The following is an 18,944-nucleotide window of genomic DNA, read 5'->3' on the forward strand; positions in this document are numbered from 1 at the left end:
GCACCTGTCGGTGCGAGGGAGGCTGGCGAGTGTCCGGGATCGATGTCCTCGACCCGCAGTTCCACCCATCGCTACTCGGCTTTCCTGTCTTCCTGGCCGCACGAACGCTCGGCTGGGAGAGAGGCGGCCAGGCGGGGCAGATCGCCGAACGCCGTCCACCGTAAGCTGGTGTCGCCGGTGCGGACCGACCGTAGCCGTAGCTGGAACTCTTCAGCCACACCTGGAGCGCTGGCCAACAGTGGTACGGCGGCGGCAATCATCTTCAGTTCACGTGCTTCTTGGAGTAGGGGCCAGGCTGGATCCTGGGTGATGTCGTAGCCGTATGCGGCGGCTAGCTTGCGGTGTCCGCCGGTAGGGCCGAAGCGGATTTCGTTGGCTGGTGGCGGAACGAGGTCGACCTGCCATGGTCCGGTGCAGGTCGCGTCGAAGTCGCACAACAGCACCCTGCCGGAGGCGTCGCGGAGCAGGTTTCCCTCGTGCGCGTCGCCGTGTACGAGTCCGGGTTTGACGCTTGCCGCGAACTCCTGCAGGCGAGGCTCGAGCCGTTCACACCAGGCGAGCAGATAGTCGCGATCGCTCTTGGTGAGTCCCTCGGCGTCGTCAAGTCGGCTTCGGGCGTCGCCGATCGGATCCCACGCCGGCAATTGCAGTGGCGGGAGGCCGAGGCGATGGAACGCACGCAGTGTGACGCCGAGGTCGCCTGCGTCAGGGCGAGGCTCCTGCGGTGCGACGTAGCGCCACACGGTGGCGAGTAATTCGCCGTCGGCAACAGGTTGCTCAACACCTGCGGCGAGCCGGATCGTCGGCGCGTCAACTTCTGCGAACCAGACACCGAGCGTCGCGACCTTGTGCACGCGGGCGTGCAATCGATGGGTCCGGGTGATTCGTACGACCAGCCCCGCGGCCGGCAGGGCGAAGACGGCGTTGTTCGTCAGGCGCAGCAGCTCTGCGTCCGTGTCGTCAACGCGGAGCTGGTCGCAAATGTTCGCGAGCGCTTGCCGCATCGCTGTCTCGGTAAAGCGACCATCTGTGCCCGTCATGCGACTGGGGTGGCCTGCGGCAGAGCCCGTACGAAGTCGGCGACCTCCGGGAGATGCATGTGCTGCGTAGCGTCGCGACGCAGGTTGGCGATCCGTTCAATGACCCGTGGCGAGGTCAACGTTGCCGCCTGCCGTCGGGCGGTGTCGCCCGCCTTCAGCGCCAGGTCCGGGGCGTCAGCCAGGAAGTAGGCGCTGGCCAGACCGACCTGGTTGAGCACCATGCTCCGCGTGTTCTGCGGCCCGAACGCGCTGATGGCGTCGGTCACCCAGCGCACCGCGTCGCCGCCGTGCCGGCGATCCGCACGTGCCCAGTCGCGATAAACCCGACCGTACTGCGCGAGCAGTTCGCCCTTGTCCAGGAAGCCCAGCCACTCGGGCTCGTTGCCAACGTTGACGTTCGTAAACGCCTCGCTGGCGAGGTCCAGTGCCTGCTTCGCGCCATCCCACTCGCCGATCGCCGCTCGAGATGCCGCTTCAGCGCCGCACAGGATCGTGGTGAGCGCGGGCGTTGCGTCGAGTTGGTGGTGCGCCCCTCGAAGGATGTCCAGCGCGTCGCGGTTGTGGCGCAGGTGTTGCATCTGCTTGGCCTGCCCGTACCGCACATGGGCGGCAAGGTGTCTGTCGCCTGCGTCAATGGCGAAGCGTTCCGCAGCGGCGAAGTGCCTCTGGGCGTCGCTGTGCCGTGATGCGTCGAACGCGGTCCAGCCAGCCAGATCCCTAGCACTCGCGATCGCAACCAACAGTTGGGGACGTAGCGCATCGCTGACCACATGGTCCAGTAGCGCCGACGCGGACTCTGCGAACTGGCTGACATCGGCGAACAAGCTCCCGCCGCCGAATTCCTGATCGGCCAGCCGGTACAGACTCGTGAGGGCAGTCAGGCGCGATATATCAGCAAGACCAATCCGGCGACGCGGCCCACGGCTGGCGCCGACAATTCCAGCAGCCGCAGTCACGGTGGCCAGGCCCAACAGCAGCGATCGGCGGCGCACATGAGCCATCGAAAAGTCCACGTCGTCACGCCCATCCAGATCCAGTGCCGACGCCCCGCCAGGCGGAGAAAGCTGCCAAGGTACCTCGCCACGGGCGATCGAGACTGGTAGGTCATCGAGAGCGCCGGTGATGGCGTTGTCGACCAAGGACGAGTCTTTGCCGAGGGATTGTGCAGGGGATTGCCTGACTGGCCCGGTGGCGATGCAAGCGTTGGGTGCCGGCTGAGTGAACCAGAGCAGGTGGGCGGGGATACCGAGGAGCCGTGCCCAATGGATGAGGCGGTCGATGTTCTGTTCGGGTTGGCCATTCTCCATGCGGCTGATCTGGCCTTGTGTGACGCCTACCCACGCGCCGACGATCTCTTGGGAGATGGGAATGCCGTGGTGTGGGTGCCGGCGGTACGCCGCGATGAGGCGGCCCATGTGGCGGCGGCGGGCGGCGTCGAGGATGGTCGGGTGGGACCACAAGTCCGCGGGGACGGCCGGTGGCTGTTGGCGCAGGCGGACCACGATGGTGTTGCACGGGGCGCAGTGGCCGCCTGGATTGTCGCTGGCCAGCGGCGATCGGCACCTTGCGCATCGGCGCCGTTCGTTTGTCACGAGCCGACCTCACCATCCGTCAAGTCGCTGACGCGGTGAGTGTATATGGTTCATCCAGGTTCGGTCGGCCCTTGTCGCCGCGGATTTTGGACTGTTCGAGACGAACTGCGCGTAGCGGCCGTCATTGACAACCAGCCAGCCGCTAAATTAGCGACAGACGTAGGCTCATAGCGACCGTGGATGCGTCCAGTTGCGGGCTAACGTGCTTGGTGGAGATGTGGCTGCTGCCGGAGCGTCGCAGTCGACCGCGTTCCGAAGCCTTGACGGGTTTCGGCTCGCCGGTACGTTCGTGGCCCGCTGGCGGAGCGTTCGGGTCGGTCGCTGTACTGGTGCATGGTGGCGATGTGACCCGCGAGGAGGGCGGCTTTTTCGGTCGCTTGGCGGAAGGGCTCGCCGCGAGCGGTGTGGCGTCCTTGCGCTTCGACCTTCGGGGTCACGGTGAAAGCGAAGGGCGTCAGGAGGATCTCACGATCTCCAGCGTGCTCAACGAGATCCTGACCCGGGCGGCGCACAGGATGCTGGCGTTCGCTGATCCGGGCGAGCCGGACAACCCGGGGAACTGGCCGGCGCTCGCTCGGATCAATCCGCACGTGATCCCCAGCGGTGTCGTCCGGTCGGACGACCCGGATGAGCGCGCGGTTGTGCTGGACCAGATCCGGTATCTTTCCGCGATCGGCGACTACACTGCCAGCCGCACGTTCGACGAGATCGCCGTCGTCGAGGGCGCCGAGGACCGCGTCACCAACACCGTCCAGCGACTACCCGCCGGGCCTCGCGCGGCCTGCGCGCAGTCCTGCGCGGCGAGTAGCCCGGCCACCGGGACGACGGCGGCCGCCCTCCCGCTTCGTGCCGGAGGGCGGCGGCCGGTCAGGCCCCGGCCAACTGGCGAGCGCACCCGCATCGCGCAGGCTCGGCGTCAGCAAGCCCGGCGCCGGCACGCCGTTACGTGAGTCGGCCCACGGTCACCGTATCGGCTGCGTGCGTTCGGCGAGCATGGTCTGGACCAGGGACGAGGTGTATGCCTGACTCACTTGGGCCAGCCAGTGCGCTTCGGCATCGAGATTGTCGGCGTGGACGAACGGCGGGACGCCGGGCGTTTCCGGCAGGCTCGGCCGGTTGGACTTCTGGTCGTCGAGCGCGATCGCGATGCAGGTGGCTTCGGCGACGGCTCTGGCCTGGTCGTCGGGGAGTCCGGCCGCTGCGGCCCGGTCCAGGCCGGCCTGGTACGCGTCGGCCCTCAGGTAGGGGCGTAGCGGGCCGATCATCGCGTCCCTGATCCCGATGACGGCATGCAGGAGCCGGGCGTCCAGACCACGTTGCGGCGGGAGGGTGGCGCCGGGGTGGATGGTCGCGCTCAGCGCGGCGGCCAGTGGCCGCAGCTGCCGATAAGCGCGGCGGCGGCGGTTGCGCCGGACGACTCGCGGCCCCAGGGCGGGGATGGTCACACCGGCGGTGATGGAGAGGACGGCTGGAGCGAGGAAGAGCTCCTGCACCCCCGTGGGTCCGTTCTCCGCCCAGGGCAGTGACGTACCCAGCTCGGAGGCCAGGTAATAGATCATCTTGTGCCCGGAGTACAGCAGGCCGAAGGTGCAGCCGATCCCGATCAGGCGTATGCCGGCCCGGAGGTAGGCCCGCGGGACGGTTCGGTTGGCCCACGACAGCCGGACGAGGTTGATCAGGACGACGTCCATGTAGAGCTGCAGGATCAGGACGAACGCGGCGACGCCGAGGTCGCGGTGGCCGTGCGCGCTCAGAGTGCCGAGGCCCAGTCGCCACGGGCCGAGCAGGTAGGTGACAAAGAGTGCGGCGAGGCCGCACAGCAGGAGCAGGCGTCGCCCGCGGGTGCCGCGCCGGCCGGACGGGCTCATGACCGCGCGCGCGAATACTTCGACCTGGTACATAAGGATCATGTTGGTCGCGTACTGCAGGAGCTGCGGCAGGGCGGGTATGCGGCCCAGCAGACGAAAGGTGAACCAGTAGACCGGGGGGAAACCGAGGAGGAACACGATCTCCAGGCAGGCCAGGCCAAGGAACAGGGCCCGCGCCGCCAGGTCATCGGGTTTCCTGCGCAGTGTCCGGAAACGGTGCGCCGCGATCACCGCGACCACCGCGATCACGCTCACGTGCGTGTAGTCCTGGATCGTCATCCACGCTCCAGCACGTCGATGAGTCGTCTGTGCTCGTCCGAGAGGCCCTCGACCGCGACAGGATCCAGGTTGGCGGCGCTCGTCGAGCTGAGCACCATGTGGGCGAACAGCTCCGCCTCGGTCTCCTGCACGTCCTGGTACGTGCCGTGATGGCGGGCCAGCATGATGTCGAGCGTTGTCGCGCTCAGCTGCGGCGCAAGCTCACCAAGCAGGTTCTTGATCGACTGCGAGCCGCCGTGTCCGCACACGACGTGGCCCAGCTCGTGCAGCACGATGTGGTGCTGATGCAACGGTGAGGTGTGCTGTTCGAAGCAGACGTAGTCGGTCGAGGCGGTGGCCAACCACAGCCCGCACGGTCCGGCCGCCGACAGGGGCATCGCGGTCAGAACGATAGGCCGGCCGCGCCGTGCCGCGATCGTCTCGGTCAGCGTGCGCAGGTCGAACGAGCGCGGGAGGTCAAGCTCGCGGATGATCCTGCGTACCCTTCTATGGGGGCCGCCGAACCTCAGCTGATCCTTCACCGTGCCGTGCTGGTACCCGACTCGCCAGCCTCCAAGCCCTCGATTCTGCGCAACTGTTCGGTCAGCGCAGTGACGGCCTGCAGGCTGTCCGGGGACAGTCCGACCATCCGGGCGGCCGCGTGTGCGATCCGCGTGTCCCGCACGAGCGCGGCGAGCGCGATCTGCGCGGCGATCTGGTCGGATGTCTGGTCGTCGAAGAAGAACGCGACGGGTACCCCGAAAAACCCGGCCAACCGTTCCAACGTGTCCTTGGTCGGATTGATGTTCTTGCCGGTCCGCAGTGCGGAGAGCAGCCCGGTCGACAGACCCGTGGCGGCGGCGACCTCGGGGTGGGTGAATGGCCGGCGCCCGCCGGGGTGGACGTGGCGGAACAGGTAGTCGACCTTCGCCGGCAGCGTTCGGGGCGGGGGCGCGGAAGCAGGCTCCGTTGACGCAGCCATACCCCACCCCCGATCGCACGGTCACCGTGCTTTCAGAGTACCTCGTCGATCACTTCTGCTGACCCGACCATGGCCCTGTGGCCACGGTTCAGACGCGACCGCCGGAGCCCGGCACGGGCTCCGGCGGTCGTCCTGACCGTCAGGCGAAGTGGAGGTTGTCGGGGTTGGTGGTCCAGCCGCTGCCGATCGTGGTGGTGGTGCCCCAGTTGCCGGGGGAGAGGTTCGGGTAGTAGGAGATGAGGTGGGTGGTGGTGTTGTACTGCAGCAGGTCGGTTTTGCCGTCGCCGTTCATGTCGGCGAAGTACAGGGTTTTGGGGTTGACGCCGGTCCAGCCGCTGCCGATCGTGGTGGTGGTGCCCCAGTTGCCGGGGGAGAGGTTCGGGAAGTAGCGGATGTTGTCGCCGGTCAGCTGTAGCAGGTCGGCTTTGCCGTCGCCGTTCATGTCGGCGAAGTACAGGGTTTTGGGGTCCACGCCGGTCCAGCCGCTGCCGATCGTGGTGGTGGTGCCCCAGTTGCCGGGGGAGAGGTTCGGGAAGTAGCGGATGTTGTCGCCGGTCAGCTGGAGCAGGTCGGCTTTGCCGTCGCCGTTCATGTCGGCGAAGTACAGGGTTTTGGGGTCCACGCCGGTCCAGCCGCTGCCGATCGTGGTGGTGGTGCCCCAGTTGCCGGGGGAGAGGTTCGGGAAGTAGCGGATGCTGTCGCCGGTCAGTTGCAGCAGGTCTGTTCTGCCGTCGCCGTTCATGTCCGCGAAGTAGACGCTGTTCGGGTCGACGCCGGCCCATCCGGAACCGACCTTCGTGGTCGTGCCCCAGTTGCCCGGCGACAGGTTCGGGTACTCGCTGATGTCACCGGCGCCCGCCGTGTCCACGAACAGCAGGTCAGCCTTGCTGTCCCCCGAGTACGAACCGCGGCCGCTGGCACCGGCGAACCGTGCGAGGTCGTCGACCGTTCCGTTGAACACATCCTGATCGCCGGGGAGGGCTCCCGAATCGCTGTACTGCCAGACGGTCCAATGCGACCAGCCGGGCGGCAGCGTTCCGGGCGACGTGGAGCTGTAGTGCGCGATGTCGAGCAGCTGGTCACTGAAGGCCGCGCTGTTGCCGGTGCAAGGGTTCCACCAGTTGACGTTGGTGTAGATCAATGTCTGTCGGCCGGTGCGCACCTGGACCTCGTTCACGAAGCTGCGGATCCAGGACACCATTGCGGTGGTCGAGATGCCGTAGCACGGGTAGGGCGCGACGTACGAACCACCGGACTGATACGGCCACTCCAGGTCCAGCATCACCGGCAATGTCTTGCCGTCGTTGGCGAACTCGGCATGGTCGATGAAGTAGTCGGCCTGGGCGACGCTGTTGGCCGAGTCCGGCCGGGCGAAGACGTAGGCGCCGGCATACAGCCCGGCGCCCTTCGCCCCGGTGTACTGGCTGTGGAAGTACGGGTTGACGTAGGACGTTCCCTCGGTCGCCTTGGCGTAGGCGAAGCTCGTCCCGGCCGACGCCACCGTGGTCCAGTTGACGTTGCCCTGGTAGCTGGCCACATCGATGCCGGTCACGGAGTATCCGCTGGGCGCTGATGCGACTTGGGCGGCCATCGATCTTGCTGTCGATCCTGGATCGCGCCCGGCATGGGCCGACCCGCCGTCGCCCGGGACGTAGGGGCCCGCCGTTGCGGCATGTGCCGGCGCGGCGAGAACACCCGCCGACACGGTTGCGGTCACCAGGCCGACGAGCACCCGGCGCAATAGCGTACTCATGAGTGGAATCCCTTCGATGCGTTGCGGTCCGGCACGCGGGCGGACGAGGGCATGGCTTCGCCCGGACCGGAGTGGATGTTCGGATGTCCCAGCGGGTCCAGGGGGAGCCGGGTTGCTACAGGAGGAGCCGGGCCGCCCCTGGGCCCCGTGCCTATCCGCCGGTCAGGCGAAGTGGAGGTTGTCGGGGTTGGTGGTCCAGCCGCTGCCGATCGTGGTGGTGGTGCCCCAGTTGCCGGGGGAGAGGTTCGGGTAGTAGGAGATGAGGTGGGTGGTGGTGTTGTACTGCAGCAGGTCGGTTTTGCCGTCGCCGTTCATGTCGGCGAAGTACAGGGTTTTGGGGTTGACGCCGGTCCAGCCGCTGCCGATCGTGGTGGTGGTGCCCCAGTTGCCGGGGGAGAGGTTCGGGAAGTAGCGGATGTTGTCGCCGGTCAGCTGGAGCAGGTCGGCTTTGCCGTCGCCGTTCATGTCGGCGAAGTACAGGGTTTTGGGGTCCACGCCGGTCCAGCCGCTGCCGATCGTGGTGGTGGTGCCCCAGTTGCCGGGGGAGAGGTTCGGGAAGTAGCGGATGTTGTCGCCGGTCAGCTGGAGCAGGTCGGCTTTGCCGTCGCCGTTCATGTCGGCGAAGTACAGGGTTTTGGGGTCCACGCCGGTCCAGCCGCTGCCGATCGTGGTGGTGGTGCCCCAGTTGCCGGGGGAGAGGTTCGGGAAGTAGCGGATGCTGTCGCCGGTCAGTTGCAGCAGGTCTGTTCTGCCGTCGCCGTTCATGTCCGCGAAGTAGACGCTGTTCGGGTCGACGCCGGCCCATCCGGAACCGACCTTCGTGGTCGTGCCCCAGTTGCCCGGCGACAGGTTCGGGTACTCGCTGATGTCACCGGCGCCCGCCGTATCGACGAACAGCAGATCGGCGCGATCGTCACCCGAGTACGAGCCGGGACCACCGAAGATCTTGTTGTACCGGTAGGCGCGGTAGTCGCTGGTTGGATGGGTATCCCAAGAACTGTCGTTCATCGATGCATTGAGTTGGAATTTTGGCTTATCCCCGCCGCCGAACGAGTAGTACGAAAAGTGGACGTGGTCGGCCTCCCAGGCGTTGAACAGGATGACGTGTTGCTGGCTGGTCGGCCCGACGGTGTCGTCGAGAATGTCGCCCGCCCTCAGCTCCGATCGGCTGATCGGCGTTGCCATGCTCGCCAACCCTTCCGTGTTGGGGTCGCTGTTGAGGTGCCAGGCCATGTCGACCAGGCCGGAGCAGTCGCGGCGGTAGTTGTGTGAGCCGGTCGGGTCCGGTGAATAGGACGTCTGGCTGTAAACCCCGGGCGTGTGTTGTTCCCAGTACGCCGCCCGTTCGATGACTTCACTGCGGCTGATCGGACCTCCGAGGCTGGAGACGAAAGCGGCGTGGGCGGGTTGTCCGGCCACGACGAGCGCGGTCATGGCGCAGGCAATGGCGACGGTCGAGGTGAGGGCACGACGAACAGCGGTACCCATGGCTGTTTCCTTTCGACGTAGGGATTCCCTGCCGGTGCGATCGGTGCAGCAGTTGCCCGGTGCGGCCGCAATGGCCGGCGGCACGATGCTGCGCAGCTGTGCGAAGATTGCCGCAAGCATCGCGACAGAAATGCCGACGCTGCGGACGAAAAGGGCATGGCGCCGCCCCAGTTCGAGAGCGGGATGTTGCAGCGGGCAGCCGGCACCGTACGCCCGCGGCGGGGTATGGCACGTTCGCGCAGCGCTCGGCGAACTGTTCGAGCTGCCGCTACTGCGAGCATTGGTTCAGCGGAGCGGTCAGCTCCCCGCGGTCACTCTCAGTGCAGGCTCCGGCTCGAGGCGGGCGACGAATCTGGACCGACTCCGGGCCGCGATGGCGGACTGCTCGGCCGATCGACGGGCCGGCCGGGCCCGCGCCGACGCCGCCATGGGTGCATGCCGTTGCATCGACGGCCGACGCGCTCGCCGTTTGCGCGACGGCTCTGTCCGCGGACGCGGTCCGGGTGGTCCCACGTGGGCAGCAACAGGGCCGACACGACACCGCCGAGCAGCCTGAACCGCATCGCAATCTCCATCCGTCAGTCGACCCCTGGCCGGTGCCGATGTGGCGTCTTCGCGATCGCCGCGGGTCGTCGGGCTTCAATGGAGGTTGCGTGCGCGGTCGTCCATCGGCCGCCTTGGCCTGATGGACTGCCCCCTGTGCGCTTGCGCGCCGTCCTGATCCCCCGTGGCGTCGCCTGCGTTCACTTAAGTGATCGCATGTGCACGCCCGATCATTACAATGACAGACTCTAGCCGCGCCCGACCGCTTGGGTCAACGGTGCACATCAATGTGACTTCGTCGGTCATCAACCACCGGCCGAGGTTCCGCTGCGCTCGACTGGCGGCTGCCGATGCTCAGCACGGCGGGCTGTACGGACGTCGGGGAGGTATCTGCTCCATTCGGTGCGCGTCAACGGTGTCCCGGCGGTACGGCAGATCCATGCGGCCACCGAGGCCGGACGGTGTCCCAGACGCGGACGGTGCGGTCGTGCCCACCCGCCGTGAGGGTGTGCCCGTCCGGGCTGAACGCCACGTTCAGCGCGCTGTCGGTCGGGCCGGTGAGGCTCGCCAGGTACAGGGGGTCCCTCGGGTCGGCAACGTTCCACAGCCATACGGTGTCGTCGGAACTGCCGGCGGCCCTGCGACAGCCGCACGCTGCCGTCGGTGAGGCCCACCGCCACGGTCCGACCGTCCGGAGTGACGGCGCCCGCACCAGCGGACAGCACTGGGCGGACATGGACGGCCGGGCAGGCCGGGCCGCGATCCCGCCGATCGCGGTCAGCGACTGTCCGGTGCGGTCGAACCCGACGGCGAACACCGAGTCCCGGAAACCGGTGTGCACCGCGGAGGATCCGCTCCAGGTACGCACCGTGCCGTCCTCGGCGAGCGTCACGAGGGTGCCGGTCGCGCCGGTGAACACCGACAGCACGGGCGCTGGATGGGGCAGTCTCGCGAAGGCCGTACGGGTCGCCAGGCCGTACTTCCACAGCAGGTCGTCCGGGCTCGCGGCGTCCAGCGTCTGCCCGTCCGCACTGAAGGTGACGCTGTTGACCCAGCTCGCTCCTCGTAGGGGGTGAAGCCGGAGGCGTAGGTGAGCCAGAACCACAACAGACCGAGGGAGTTGCGCATGCCGGTGCGGGCGATCTCCACACGGTGGCCGTGGTGCCAGATGGCGGCGGTGGCGCAGGCGCCGTCGCCGAACCCGCCGCAGGTGACGACCAGGTACGGCTGGTCGGGTGCGGCGAGTAGGCCGTAGTAGGCGGCGGCGCCGTGTGGTGCGGTGGTCGTGGAAGGTGACCTTGGCGTTGCGGATGCCGGCCTCGTGCAGCAGTTCGCGGACGCGGCGGTCCATGCCGGCGGAACAGCCGAGACGAGCTGGGCTTCGGCTTTGGCGAGCATCGGCCGGCGGTGGAAGCCCCGGAGCCGGCGCAGCCACTCATCGCGTGGGCAGTGCTCGACCGGACCGGAGACGCTGCCGTAGGCGACGGCGCCGAGGTCGGCGGGGTCCGCGCCGACGGCGGCTAGGCAGGGGATGAGCTCAGCCATGGGTGGCCGTCTGGAGCCGGTCGGTGACCTGGCCCGCGAGCCACGCCCACTCGGCGGTCTTGAACGCGCCGAGCTGGTTGAACACCTCGGGCTGCCGTTCGTGGAGCCCGGCGATGACTGGTGCGGCGTTGGTGGTGAACCAGTGCTGCAGGTCGGCGTCGAGGGCGGCGGAGGCCGGGTCGGCGATGCGGAACGCGCGGTGGAAGGTGTGTTCGTCGAGCAGGCCGGCGTTGCGGATCTGCCGTTCGATGACGGTGCCTGGGATGACGTGCAGCCGGCTGCGGGCCATGAACTGCGGCACTCGGTAGCGGCCGAACTCGTTCAGGGCGGCGATCTCGGCGGCCAGGCCGGGCAGGGTTTGCCAGGGGTGCCAGAGGATGTAGCTGCCGACGACGGTCACGCCGGCCGCGTCGGCGGCGGCGACCACGTGCTGGAGGTGGGCGAGATCTTGGCGTTTGCCGTAGCGCTGGTGCAGGGTGTCGGGGTTGAGCGACTCGACGCCGATGAGCATCGTGCGGACGCCGGCCTCGTCGAGGACCGCGACACTGCCCGGGGTCAGGGTTTCGGGCCGGACGCTGATCGCGAAGCTCACGGCACCGGCCAGGCCGGCGTCGCGGCCGGCGGCGCGCAGTTCGGCGGCGCGGCGGGTGCAGTCGGACTGGGTACCGCCGAAGTCGGAGTCGGTGAACGCGGACGCGGTCGCGCCGAGCCGTGGGGCCCGTAGGCGTCAGAGGTGGACAGGTGTGCCACCACGACGTGGAACGGCTCGCCCTCGTCGAGGGCGGCGCTCAGCGATGCGGCCGGGCGGTCTCGGTAGTAGGCGTCGAGCAGGACGCTGTCGTAGCCGGCTGCCTGCAGCGATGCCTGCACGGCGACGGCCTCGCCGTCGATGTGGTGCTGTTTGAACCCCGACTCGTACAGGGTCGGCGCCCAGACCAGCACCCGCGGATACGTCATCGGCATGGCTGCTCGCAGCGCCGGCAGACGGTGCCCACCTCGCCGCGGAACGGGGCGAAGACCGGCGAGCCGAACCACACGGTGTCGAGGTCGTCGGTGCGCAGGTTCCGGCGACCAGGTCGGGGTTCTCGACGCCGAAGATGCACGGGTGGATGTCGGCGCGCTGGTCGACGGCGAAGCCGATACTGCCGCTACCACAACTCGCCTTCCGGTTGATGGACTCGATGTCCACGTCGTAGCGTGCGGCGAGTTCCGCGCAGCGCGGCAGCACGGTCTGCACGATGGTGGTGTCGTCGAGCGTGACGGCCGGGTTGGCCCGGCCGACCGGCTTCTGGCGGTGGAGGTGCCGCGGCGGACGTGGGCGAGACGGAGCCGCTCCACTTCCGGCATCATCGCCGCCAGCACACCCCTGGTGCCCAGCGCCGCGTCGCAGCGCTCGGCGAAGTCTGGACTCGGCCAGCGCAGCGCGCGTTCGATCTTGTGCACCTGCGACAAGCTGACGTTCGCTGCAGCGCCCAGCTGGGCTAGCGTCATGCGGTGCGCGCGGCGGCGCTGGCGTAGTTCTTCGGCGAACTGGATCAGCGGGGGCGGCGGGTCGTCGATCATCGCTGGCGCTCTGTGGCTGGTTCGATCGTCCCAGGCACGCCGGCCCGCTTCGGGTGGGCTGATGGACATGCTGGCACGGTTTCGCCGACTCGACGGTCCTCCCGCTGCCTGCGTCATGCCGGTGGTGTCCTGCCTGCCGCCCCTGTTCGTCAGCAGGCGGCAGGCAGGAGGAGCACGGTCGCGCCGGGCAGTCCTTGCTCGCCAGGTCGCCACCTGTCTCGAATCATGTCCGGAAGGTTGCACGGTCGCCATGACAACCTACGCATGATCGATATGCGTGCGTCGGCAGCGAACGGTTAACGCGGTCTTCGATGCGCCCGGGCTACCCTGGCGCCGTGGCAACCGTCATGTCGAACATCAGCCTCATCGTCTCCACAGTGAGCGGCATCGGAACCGTCGGCGCCTGGATCGTGGCCTGGCGAGCGATCAAGCACGCAAAGACCGCAGCCGAAGCCAACGAACGACTCGCGGCCATCGAACAGCGCCGCGAGCACTACGAGCTACGACCGCGGTTCCAGGTGGAGTTCTTGCCGCAGAACAACAGCATCGGGTCCCAGGCGTACCTGGTCCTTACCGTCACCGGGCCCGCCGGGCTGAACCTGGACTCCGTCGAGATCTGGATCAGCGACACGCACGAGCGCACCGCCGCTGCGGCCGTCGTGCGCCGCCTCGCCAAACAGATGGACGAAATCGACTTGATGGTGACAGCGTTCGGCCCTTACGAGTTCGTCAAAGACCGTCGCGGCCGGCCCCTCACCGTGTCAGAATTCCCGAATTCGAGGTACAGGGCGCAGGCCCCGCGCTTCGCGCTGACGGTTGGGGGGTCGCACGCGCTGGCGATGGAACCCACTCGAGCGCCGCACCAGTCGATATCCGAACAAGCCTGGCGCGAAGTGGCCGGCTCGACGATCCGCCTCAGAATCGTCGCCACCGCCAAAGGCCACCAACCCTGGACTCAGCACCTCGAACTGCTCGTTCCCCGGGCGGGACGGTCCGTCGTCTAACGCGCAACCCTGGCTGACCAGCCCGGCATGGTGACTACCGGCTCTCGGACGCTGGTTCCACCGTTGCGCCAGGACGTGCCGTGACGACCACGGCACGGACCGAGACCTGGGTCAGGAGTCGGGCGACGTACACGGCGCGGGTCTTTGAGGCTTCGCGGTACACGACGATCCGCAGTACGCCGACCTGCAGACGCTAGCCTGGCAGGCGGCCACGATGGGTCGATCGCGGAATGGTTCGCCTGATGAGGCGACTGTAGAAGGGGCTCGATCCGCTGCTCGCGGTCCTAAAGTCGGCAGGGTGAACGAGGGGTAAGCCAGACGCGGCCGCTCGGCCGCGCGGCTAGCCTGCGGATGGGTGTAGCGATAGGAGTAACGCATCGTAGTTCGGCGAATCCGGATATGGCTGCAGCTTACCGATCTTGATCCAGCCCCACTTCGCGTATGCGATTTGAGCTGCGGTGTTGTCCTCTCGAACGAGAAGGGTGGCGCGATCTTCTGAGCGGTTGTGAAGAAGCTCGTCGTGGATGGCGCGAGCGATTCCCAGGCGTTGTAGCTTGGGGTGCACCATCAGTTCGCACAGCGCGAATGTGCGGTGTCCGTTTTCGGCGATGGCCTCGGGATCGACATCTGTGGTCAGTCCCTGCCACCAGCGGGCGCCTTCGGGTAGCGGGTAGCCGAGAGCGAGCCCGGCAGGTTCTGTCTTGATCATTGCGGTGACCAGTTCGAATCCTGGCGAGCGCATGTACCCGCGCACGCGTTGCAGGAAGCGGGCCGGGTCGTAGAAGGCGCTCGGGATGACGTCTGCGTGGGTGGCCGCATAGATGGGCGCGACGACCGATTCGAGGATCTGCTCGGCGTCAGCGGCCGAGTAGTGGGCGAATGTCAGATTGTTCGGGTCAGTCATGTCGCGTTGCCATCGAGGTGAGCATCTGACGAGCTTCGCAGACAGCTGGGTCGCTCGCCGCCTTCGCAGGTATTGCTTTGACCACATGTTGAGCTGAGCGGCGGATCAGGGCGTCTCGCCGCAGCGGGGAGGGCAGGCTGGCGATTGTCAGGGTGGTGTGGCGCGCGCCTTCGATCGGATCGCCGGCCGTGACGAGGCAAGTGGCGCGATGGAGTTCGATTTGTGCGCGTCCTTGGTAGAGCTCCGTGGGGTAGAGCGCAAGCGCGGCCTCTTGGGCCGGGGTTGCGCGGGAGGCGTCGCCAGCATGGGCGTAAACGAAGCTCGCGACGTGCAGCAGGCGCTGCTGGCTCCAGCCCCACTGCGATCGCCGATCGTCGGCGGTCGCTGTCCCGAGGCGGTCGAACGTCGCCTCGAGGTCGCCGAGGGCTCGGCGGGCTTCGTTGTGCCGTCCCAACTGGGCGAATCCTTGAGCGCGTGCGGCGTGGCCGCTGGCGGCGCCGGTGGTGGCTTGTCCGTCCGAGACGGTCACCGCATCTTCGGCCATCGAGAGCGCAGTCGACACGGGCAGGTCGTCGTACAACGCGAACACCGCACGTCTGCCGCGGATGCGGGCCTGCAGCTCGTGGTCCGTCGTCTGGTCGGCGGCGCGTACTGCAGTGAGCCTTTCCGCGTAACGAGTTGTGGCGTTGGGTGATCAGGTGGTCCGGCCGTGTTGGAAGTGCAGGAGGACAAGGGCGGCTGCGGCGCAGCGCAGTGCGTAACGAAGGAACGTGAGGAGGTCCTCATGACCATCGTAGGTGGGTTGGATGTGCATTGACGGCAGATCACCTTCGACTACGTGGACACCGAGACCAGGCTGGTCCGTCGGGGTCGGGTGGCACCGGCTGACCGGGAGTTGCTGCGCGGTTGGCTGGGGTCGGTGACGGGTCGCCCGGCTGTGTTCGCGGTGGAGGCTTGTACCGGGTGGCGGTTCGTGGTCGAGGAGTTGCAGCGGGCTGGCATGCGCGCGCGGTTCGCTGAACCGGCTGATACGGCCGCCGCGCGGGGACCGAAACGGCGGGCCAAGACCGACCGGACCGACGCGCGGCGGCTGCGGGAACTGCTGGCCGAGGACCGGTTACCCGAGTCGTGGATCGCCCCGCTGCACGTGTTGGAGATGCGCGGGCTGCTGCAGCTGTTCAAGGACCTGCATGACGCGCACACCGGCTGGGTCCAACGTATCCACGCGATGCTGTTCCACCAGGGCGTAGCCGCGGCGGGCGACCTGCTCAGCCGTGAGCAGCGGCAGCGGTTGCAGGCTGGTGTCGGGCTGTCCCCGGCCGGTCACCAGGCGGTGCTGGCGGCGCTTCGGATGATCGATGCGCTGGATGCCGAACTGGACCCGCTGCGGCGACAGATCACCGACTTCGCCCGCCGGCAGCTGGGCTGCGCGGTGCTGCAGCGGCAGTACGGAGTCGGACCGATCACTGCCGCGGTGATCTGGGCCGAGCTGGGCGATGCCCGCCGGTTCTCGGCCTCGCGTAAGGCGGTCCGGCAGAGTGGTCTGGACGTGACGGTGTACTCCTCGGATGACAAACGCGCGGCCGGTCACCTGTCCCGGCAGGGCTGGCCGTTGCTGCGCTGGGCGCTGTACGAGGCGGCCAAGTGCGCCGCCCGAACAGGCAGTCCCGATCACGCCTACTATGCGAGGGTCAAGGATCGCATCGGTGTAACCGGGCGGCGCTGTCGATGGCCGGAAGATCACCCGGCGGTCCTACCATCTGCTGCGCTCGCTCGGCGACCGGGCCCTGGCCACGGTGTAAGCCGATGCTGGTGCGCGCCTCTGCCCACGTGCCGATGTCTTGCGGCCCGCTCCCAGCAAGCCCCCTGCCACGGCGCCGTGCGCCGTCATGGCCTCGAAAGACCGAGCGGTTGCACACCCGTCCTGCGGGACACCCTATCGATCATCATGTCGCCGAACCCGGCACGGCACGTCAGCTCCGGGTTCGCGCACCGAGATAAGGCTGGGCGCCCGCGCACCACGACCCAACCCCGCCACGGCAGCATCTATGGCCTGACCACGATCCCCGGGTACACCACAGTCTGCGCCGGTGCTCACCGCCGTCAAGGTCGTACGTCCTCGCTACGCTGCGGGCGCTCCACCTTGACCCCGGCTGCGCCCGACGCCACGTCAGTACCGGCCCCGGGAGGAACGGAAAACATGAGGACAAGGACCCACTCGACACGGGGCGTCCCCAACAGATAAGGGGGCGATCTGACCGGGCCGAGCCCGGTCGATCGCGGCAAGCCCGGTAGCAAGATCCATGTCATGCTCGAGCGTGGAGGTACGCCGAGCACTTCGCCGCGTTCGCCACGATCGCCTGCGCCCCCATCTGCTACCGCAAACTGGTCAAACACCCCAAACGAGACATGGCCTTAGCCGGCCGGGGAGGCGGTGAGGCCGCCGACGATCCAGGCGACCAACTGATCGGTGACCTGGTCGGGGTCAGCTCCGGCGAGCATGGCGACGAAGGGGCCTCTGCCGAGTGCACCGAGCGCGGCCAGCACCGCGGTGTGCCGGAACCACAGCTCGGCCAGCGGCACGCCGGGGACGTGGCGGGCGATGCGGTCGATCAGGTGTTCCTGGATCGGCGCGGCCATCTCGGCGAGGAACCCGGCGACGGCGGGCGAGGGCGTGGTGAGGGCGTTCTGCAGGATCTTCCAGCCCCGCTGCGCCTCGTCGGCCGGCGGCAGGGCGAAGGCGGGCAGCACCCAGGCGCGCACGATGTCATCGAGGGCGGCGTCCTCTGGCAGCTGCAGGAGCCGGTCGCGCTGCTGCTCGAACACCTCGGTCAGGGCGAGCCGGACGACCTCGTCGAGCAGGGCGTCCTTCGAACCGAAGTGATAGCCGACGGAGGCGACGTTGGCGCCGGCCGCTTCGGTGATGTCGCGCAGCGAGATCTGGCTGGCCGGTCGCTCGGCGAGCAGCCGTTCGGCTGCCTCGCGGAGTCGGCCCGGGGTGTCCCGCATGGCTGTCATTTTAAGCATCGGCTTGACAGTTCACTCAACTACCGTTTCAATCAGTTGAGTAAATCGAGTGAGTAAATCGAGTGTTTGCCCGACCGGGGTTCCCTACCGACAAGGACGTACGCCATGCGCATAGCCGTCATCGCCATGGACACCCGCGGCGGCATCCAGCCGTACGCCGCGCTGGCCCTGAGCCTCAGTGAGGCCGGCCATGCTGTACGGCTGCTGGCCCCCGAAGACTTCGTCGCGCGCTTGGCGCCGTACGGAATCAGTGTCGTCGCCATGTCCGGTGCGGCCGAGGCGACCGCCCGCTCAGCCGCCGGTGTCGCGGAGATGGGCAGGGTGCAGCGGGCCCGGCTGATGCGCGAACACACCTCCACGATGATGCTCGAGCCGGCTCGCGAAATTCTCGTCGCCTGCGCCGACGTCGACCTGATCACCGGCGGCGTCGGCGGGATGGTCGCCGGGCTGCCCATCGCCGAGAAACTCGGCATCCCGTTCCTGGAGTCACACCTGCACCCGCTCGGGCCGGCGACCGCCGCGTTCCCCGGCGTGCTGCTGCCGCACGTCCCGGCCTGGACTGGCCCCGCCGGGACCCGGATCAGCCACAAGCTGACCGCGATGACGCTGCGGACGCCGTTCGCGCCGGCCACCCGCGCGGTCCGCACGAAAGTACTCGGGTTACCCGCCCGACCGGATCCCCGGCGGGACCCGCGCCACGGCATGCCGTCGGTGTACGGCTACAGCCGGCACGTGGTTCCGGCGGCCCCCGAATGGGGACCGGAGCGGCACGTCACTGGCTACTGGACGCTGCCCGCCCCGGCCGGTTGGCAGCCCCCGGCCGCGCTGCGCAGTTTCCTCGACGCCGGCGACCCGCCCGTCTGCATCGGCTTCGGCAGCATGGCGGGAACGGACCCGGACGGGCTTACCGACCTGGTCGTCGCCGCGGTCCGGCACGCCGGCGTACGCGCCGTCCTGCTCTCCGGCTGGGGCGGCCTGCGGGAGGCCACCGCCGAAACCGACGACGTCATCGTGCTGCCCGAGGCACCGCACGACTGGCTGCTCCCTCGTTGCGCCGCCGTGGTCCACCATGGCGGCGCCGGCACCACCGGCGCCGGTTTCACCGCCGGCATCCCGCAGATCGTCGTGCCGTTCGGCGCCGACCAGCCGTTCTGGGGCCGGCGAGTGGCCGCCCTCGGCGTCGGCCCGGCACCGATTCCCCGGCGCCGGCTGTCCACCGCGGCCCTGGCCGTCGCGCTGCGGGAGGCGACCGGCGATGCCGCCATGCGTCGCCGTGCCGCCGACCTCGGCGCCCGGGTCCGCGCCGAGCCCGGGCCGCGGGAAGCCGCGGCGGTCATCGGCGACGCCGCCGTTCGCCTGGGCTGACCACACCGGGCG

General features: G+C 68.3%; 17 protein-coding genes and 1 pseudogene. 4 read left to right on the top strand and 14 right to left on the bottom strand.

Features of this window, described 5'->3' with window-relative positions:
- Window positions 1–71: 71 nt before the first annotated feature.
- Window positions 72–1,040 (bottom strand): aminoglycoside phosphotransferase family protein, encoded by a 969-nt coding sequence (locus tag ACQEVU_RS12345; protein ID WP_433322867.1) that lies wholly within the window; start codon window positions 1,038–1,040, stop codon window positions 72–74.
- A complete protein-coding gene (locus ACQEVU_RS12350; protein ID WP_433322868.1) occupies window positions 1,037–2,542 on the bottom strand; it encodes a helix-turn-helix domain-containing protein in 1,506 nt (501 codons plus the stop codon). Before ACQEVU_RS12350 ends, ACQEVU_RS12345 begins: the two co-directional genes overlap by 4 nt.
- 434 nt (window positions 2,543–2,976) lie before the next feature.
- Between ACQEVU_RS12350 and ACQEVU_RS12355 the strand changes: the two genes are divergently transcribed.
- Complete coding sequence (locus ACQEVU_RS12355; RefSeq protein WP_433322869.1) at window positions 2,977–3,582, top strand: hypothetical protein; 606 nt, start codon at window positions 2,977–2,979, stop codon at window positions 3,580–3,582.
- Between the two features lie 12 nt (window positions 3,583–3,594).
- Here ACQEVU_RS12355 and ACQEVU_RS12360 read toward each other — a convergent pair whose 3' ends face one another.
- The 9 genes and pseudogenes from ACQEVU_RS12360 to ACQEVU_RS12400 form a co-directional block, all read right to left on the bottom strand.
- Complete coding sequence (locus ACQEVU_RS12360) at window positions 3,595–4,779, bottom strand: MAB_1171c family putative transporter (RefSeq protein WP_433322870.1); 1,185 nt, start codon at window positions 4,777–4,779, stop codon at window positions 3,595–3,597.
- Window positions 4,776–5,300, bottom strand: a complete 525-nt coding sequence (locus tag ACQEVU_RS12365) for an ImmA/IrrE family metallo-endopeptidase (RefSeq protein ID WP_433322871.1) — start codon at window positions 5,298–5,300, stop codon at window positions 4,776–4,778. Before ACQEVU_RS12365 ends, ACQEVU_RS12360 begins: the two co-directional genes overlap by 4 nt.
- On the bottom strand, window positions 5,297–5,740 hold the full coding sequence (locus ACQEVU_RS12370) for a helix-turn-helix domain-containing protein (RefSeq protein ID WP_433322872.1): 444 nt from the start codon (window positions 5,738–5,740) through the stop codon (window positions 5,297–5,299). Before ACQEVU_RS12370 ends, ACQEVU_RS12365 begins: the two co-directional genes overlap by 4 nt.
- Before the next feature lie 139 nt (window positions 5,741–5,879).
- The gene (locus ACQEVU_RS12375; RefSeq protein ID WP_433322873.1) at window positions 5,880–7,292 is read right to left on the bottom strand and encodes a GH25 family lysozyme; all 1,413 of its coding nucleotides are present in this window, start codon (window positions 7,290–7,292) and stop codon (window positions 5,880–5,882) included.
- Window positions 7,293–7,655: 363 nt separating this feature from the next.
- Entirely contained in the window at window positions 7,656–8,981 is a 1,326-nt protein-coding gene (locus ACQEVU_RS12380; protein ID WP_433322874.1) for an FG-GAP repeat domain-containing protein, read from the bottom strand.
- A gap of 952 nt (window positions 8,982–9,933) precedes the next feature.
- Window positions 9,934–10,629, bottom strand: a complete 696-nt coding sequence (locus ACQEVU_RS12385; protein WP_433322875.1) for a WD40 repeat domain-containing protein — start codon at window positions 10,627–10,629, stop codon at window positions 9,934–9,936.
- A 432-nt stretch (window positions 10,630–11,061) separates the two neighbouring features.
- Window positions 11,062–11,661: a hypothetical protein gene (locus ACQEVU_RS12390; RefSeq protein ID WP_433322876.1), complete on the bottom strand. Its 600-nt coding sequence runs from the start codon at window positions 11,659–11,661 to the stop codon at window positions 11,062–11,064.
- Entirely contained in the window at window positions 11,658–12,026 is a 369-nt protein-coding gene (locus ACQEVU_RS12395; RefSeq protein ID WP_433335372.1) for a hypothetical protein, read from the bottom strand. The genes ACQEVU_RS12390 and ACQEVU_RS12395 overlap by 4 nt, the downstream gene beginning before the upstream one ends.
- A gap of 411 nt (window positions 12,027–12,437) precedes the next feature.
- Window positions 12,438–12,884: pseudogene (locus tag ACQEVU_RS12400) on the bottom strand (helix-turn-helix domain-containing protein); the annotation flags it as partial.
- Between the two features lie 83 nt (window positions 12,885–12,967).
- Between ACQEVU_RS12400 and ACQEVU_RS12405 the strand changes: the two are divergent.
- On the top strand, window positions 12,968–13,636 hold the full coding sequence (locus ACQEVU_RS12405; protein ID WP_433322877.1) for a hypothetical protein: 669 nt from the start codon (window positions 12,968–12,970) through the stop codon (window positions 13,634–13,636).
- Window positions 13,637–13,976: 340 nt separating this feature from the next.
- Here the strand turns inward: ACQEVU_RS12405 and ACQEVU_RS12410 are convergent, their stop codons facing one another.
- On the bottom strand, window positions 13,977–14,540 hold the full coding sequence (locus ACQEVU_RS12410; protein ID WP_433322878.1) for a GNAT family N-acetyltransferase: 564 nt from the start codon (window positions 14,538–14,540) through the stop codon (window positions 13,977–13,979).
- Complete coding sequence (locus ACQEVU_RS12415; RefSeq protein ID WP_433322879.1) at window positions 14,533–15,120, bottom strand: hypothetical protein; 588 nt, start codon at window positions 15,118–15,120, stop codon at window positions 14,533–14,535. The genes ACQEVU_RS12410 and ACQEVU_RS12415 overlap by 8 nt, the downstream gene beginning before the upstream one ends.
- A gap of 258 nt (window positions 15,121–15,378) precedes the next feature.
- Here ACQEVU_RS12415 and ACQEVU_RS12420 point away from each other — a divergent pair, with 258 nt between their 5' ends.
- Entirely contained in the window at window positions 15,379–16,785 is a 1,407-nt protein-coding gene (locus tag ACQEVU_RS12420) for a transposase (protein WP_433322688.1), read from the top strand.
- Window positions 16,786–16,955: 170 nt separating this feature from the next.
- Here ACQEVU_RS12420 and ACQEVU_RS12425 read toward each other — a convergent pair whose 3' ends face one another.
- Window positions 16,956–17,549 carry a TetR family transcriptional regulator gene (locus ACQEVU_RS12425; protein WP_433322687.1) on the bottom strand — a complete coding sequence of 198 codons (594 nt, stop codon included), beginning with the start codon at window positions 17,547–17,549 and terminating at the stop codon, window positions 16,956–16,958.
- A gap of 123 nt (window positions 17,550–17,672) precedes the next feature.
- On the opposite strand from ACQEVU_RS12425, the gene ACQEVU_RS12430 reads away from it, so the two are divergent.
- Complete coding sequence (locus ACQEVU_RS12430) at window positions 17,673–18,932, top strand: glycosyltransferase (protein ID WP_433322686.1); 1,260 nt, start codon at window positions 17,673–17,675, stop codon at window positions 18,930–18,932.
- Window positions 18,933–18,944 lie beyond the last annotated feature (12 nt).

The organism is Dactylosporangium sp. CA-139066 (assembly GCF_050936175.1).
Taxonomy (GTDB): Bacteria; Actinomycetota; Actinomycetes; order Mycobacteriales; family Micromonosporaceae; genus Dactylosporangium.

Excerpts from the sequence above, each read along its gene's own strand:
- ACQEVU_RS12360 (WP_433322870.1), bottom strand. The coding sequence starts at position 4,779 with ATGACGATCCAGGACTACACGCACGTGAGCGTGATCGCGGTGGTCGCG.
- ACQEVU_RS12370 (WP_433322872.1), bottom strand. The coding sequence starts at position 5,740 with ATGGCTGCGTCAACGGAGCCTGCTTCCGCGCCCCCGCCCCGAACGCTG.
- ACQEVU_RS12345 (WP_433322867.1), bottom strand. The coding sequence starts at position 1,040 with ATGACGGGCACAGATGGTCGCTTTACCGAGACAGCGATGCGGCAAGCG.
- ACQEVU_RS12410 (WP_433322878.1), bottom strand. The coding sequence starts at position 14,540 with ATGACTGACCCGAACAATCTGACATTCGCCCACTACTCGGCCGCTGAC.
- ACQEVU_RS12395 (WP_433335372.1), bottom strand. The coding sequence starts at position 12,026 with ATGACGTATCCGCGGGTGCTGGTCTGGGCGCCGACCCTGTACGAGTCG.
- ACQEVU_RS12380 (WP_433322874.1), bottom strand. The coding sequence starts at position 8,981 with ATGGGTACCGCTGTTCGTCGTGCCCTCACCTCGACCGTCGCCATTGCC.
- ACQEVU_RS12430 (WP_433322686.1), top strand. The coding sequence starts at position 17,673 with ATGCGCATAGCCGTCATCGCCATGGACACCCGCGGCGGCATCCAGCCG.
- ACQEVU_RS12425 (WP_433322687.1), bottom strand. The coding sequence starts at position 17,549 with ATGCGGGACACCCCGGGCCGACTCCGCGAGGCAGCCGAACGGCTGCTC.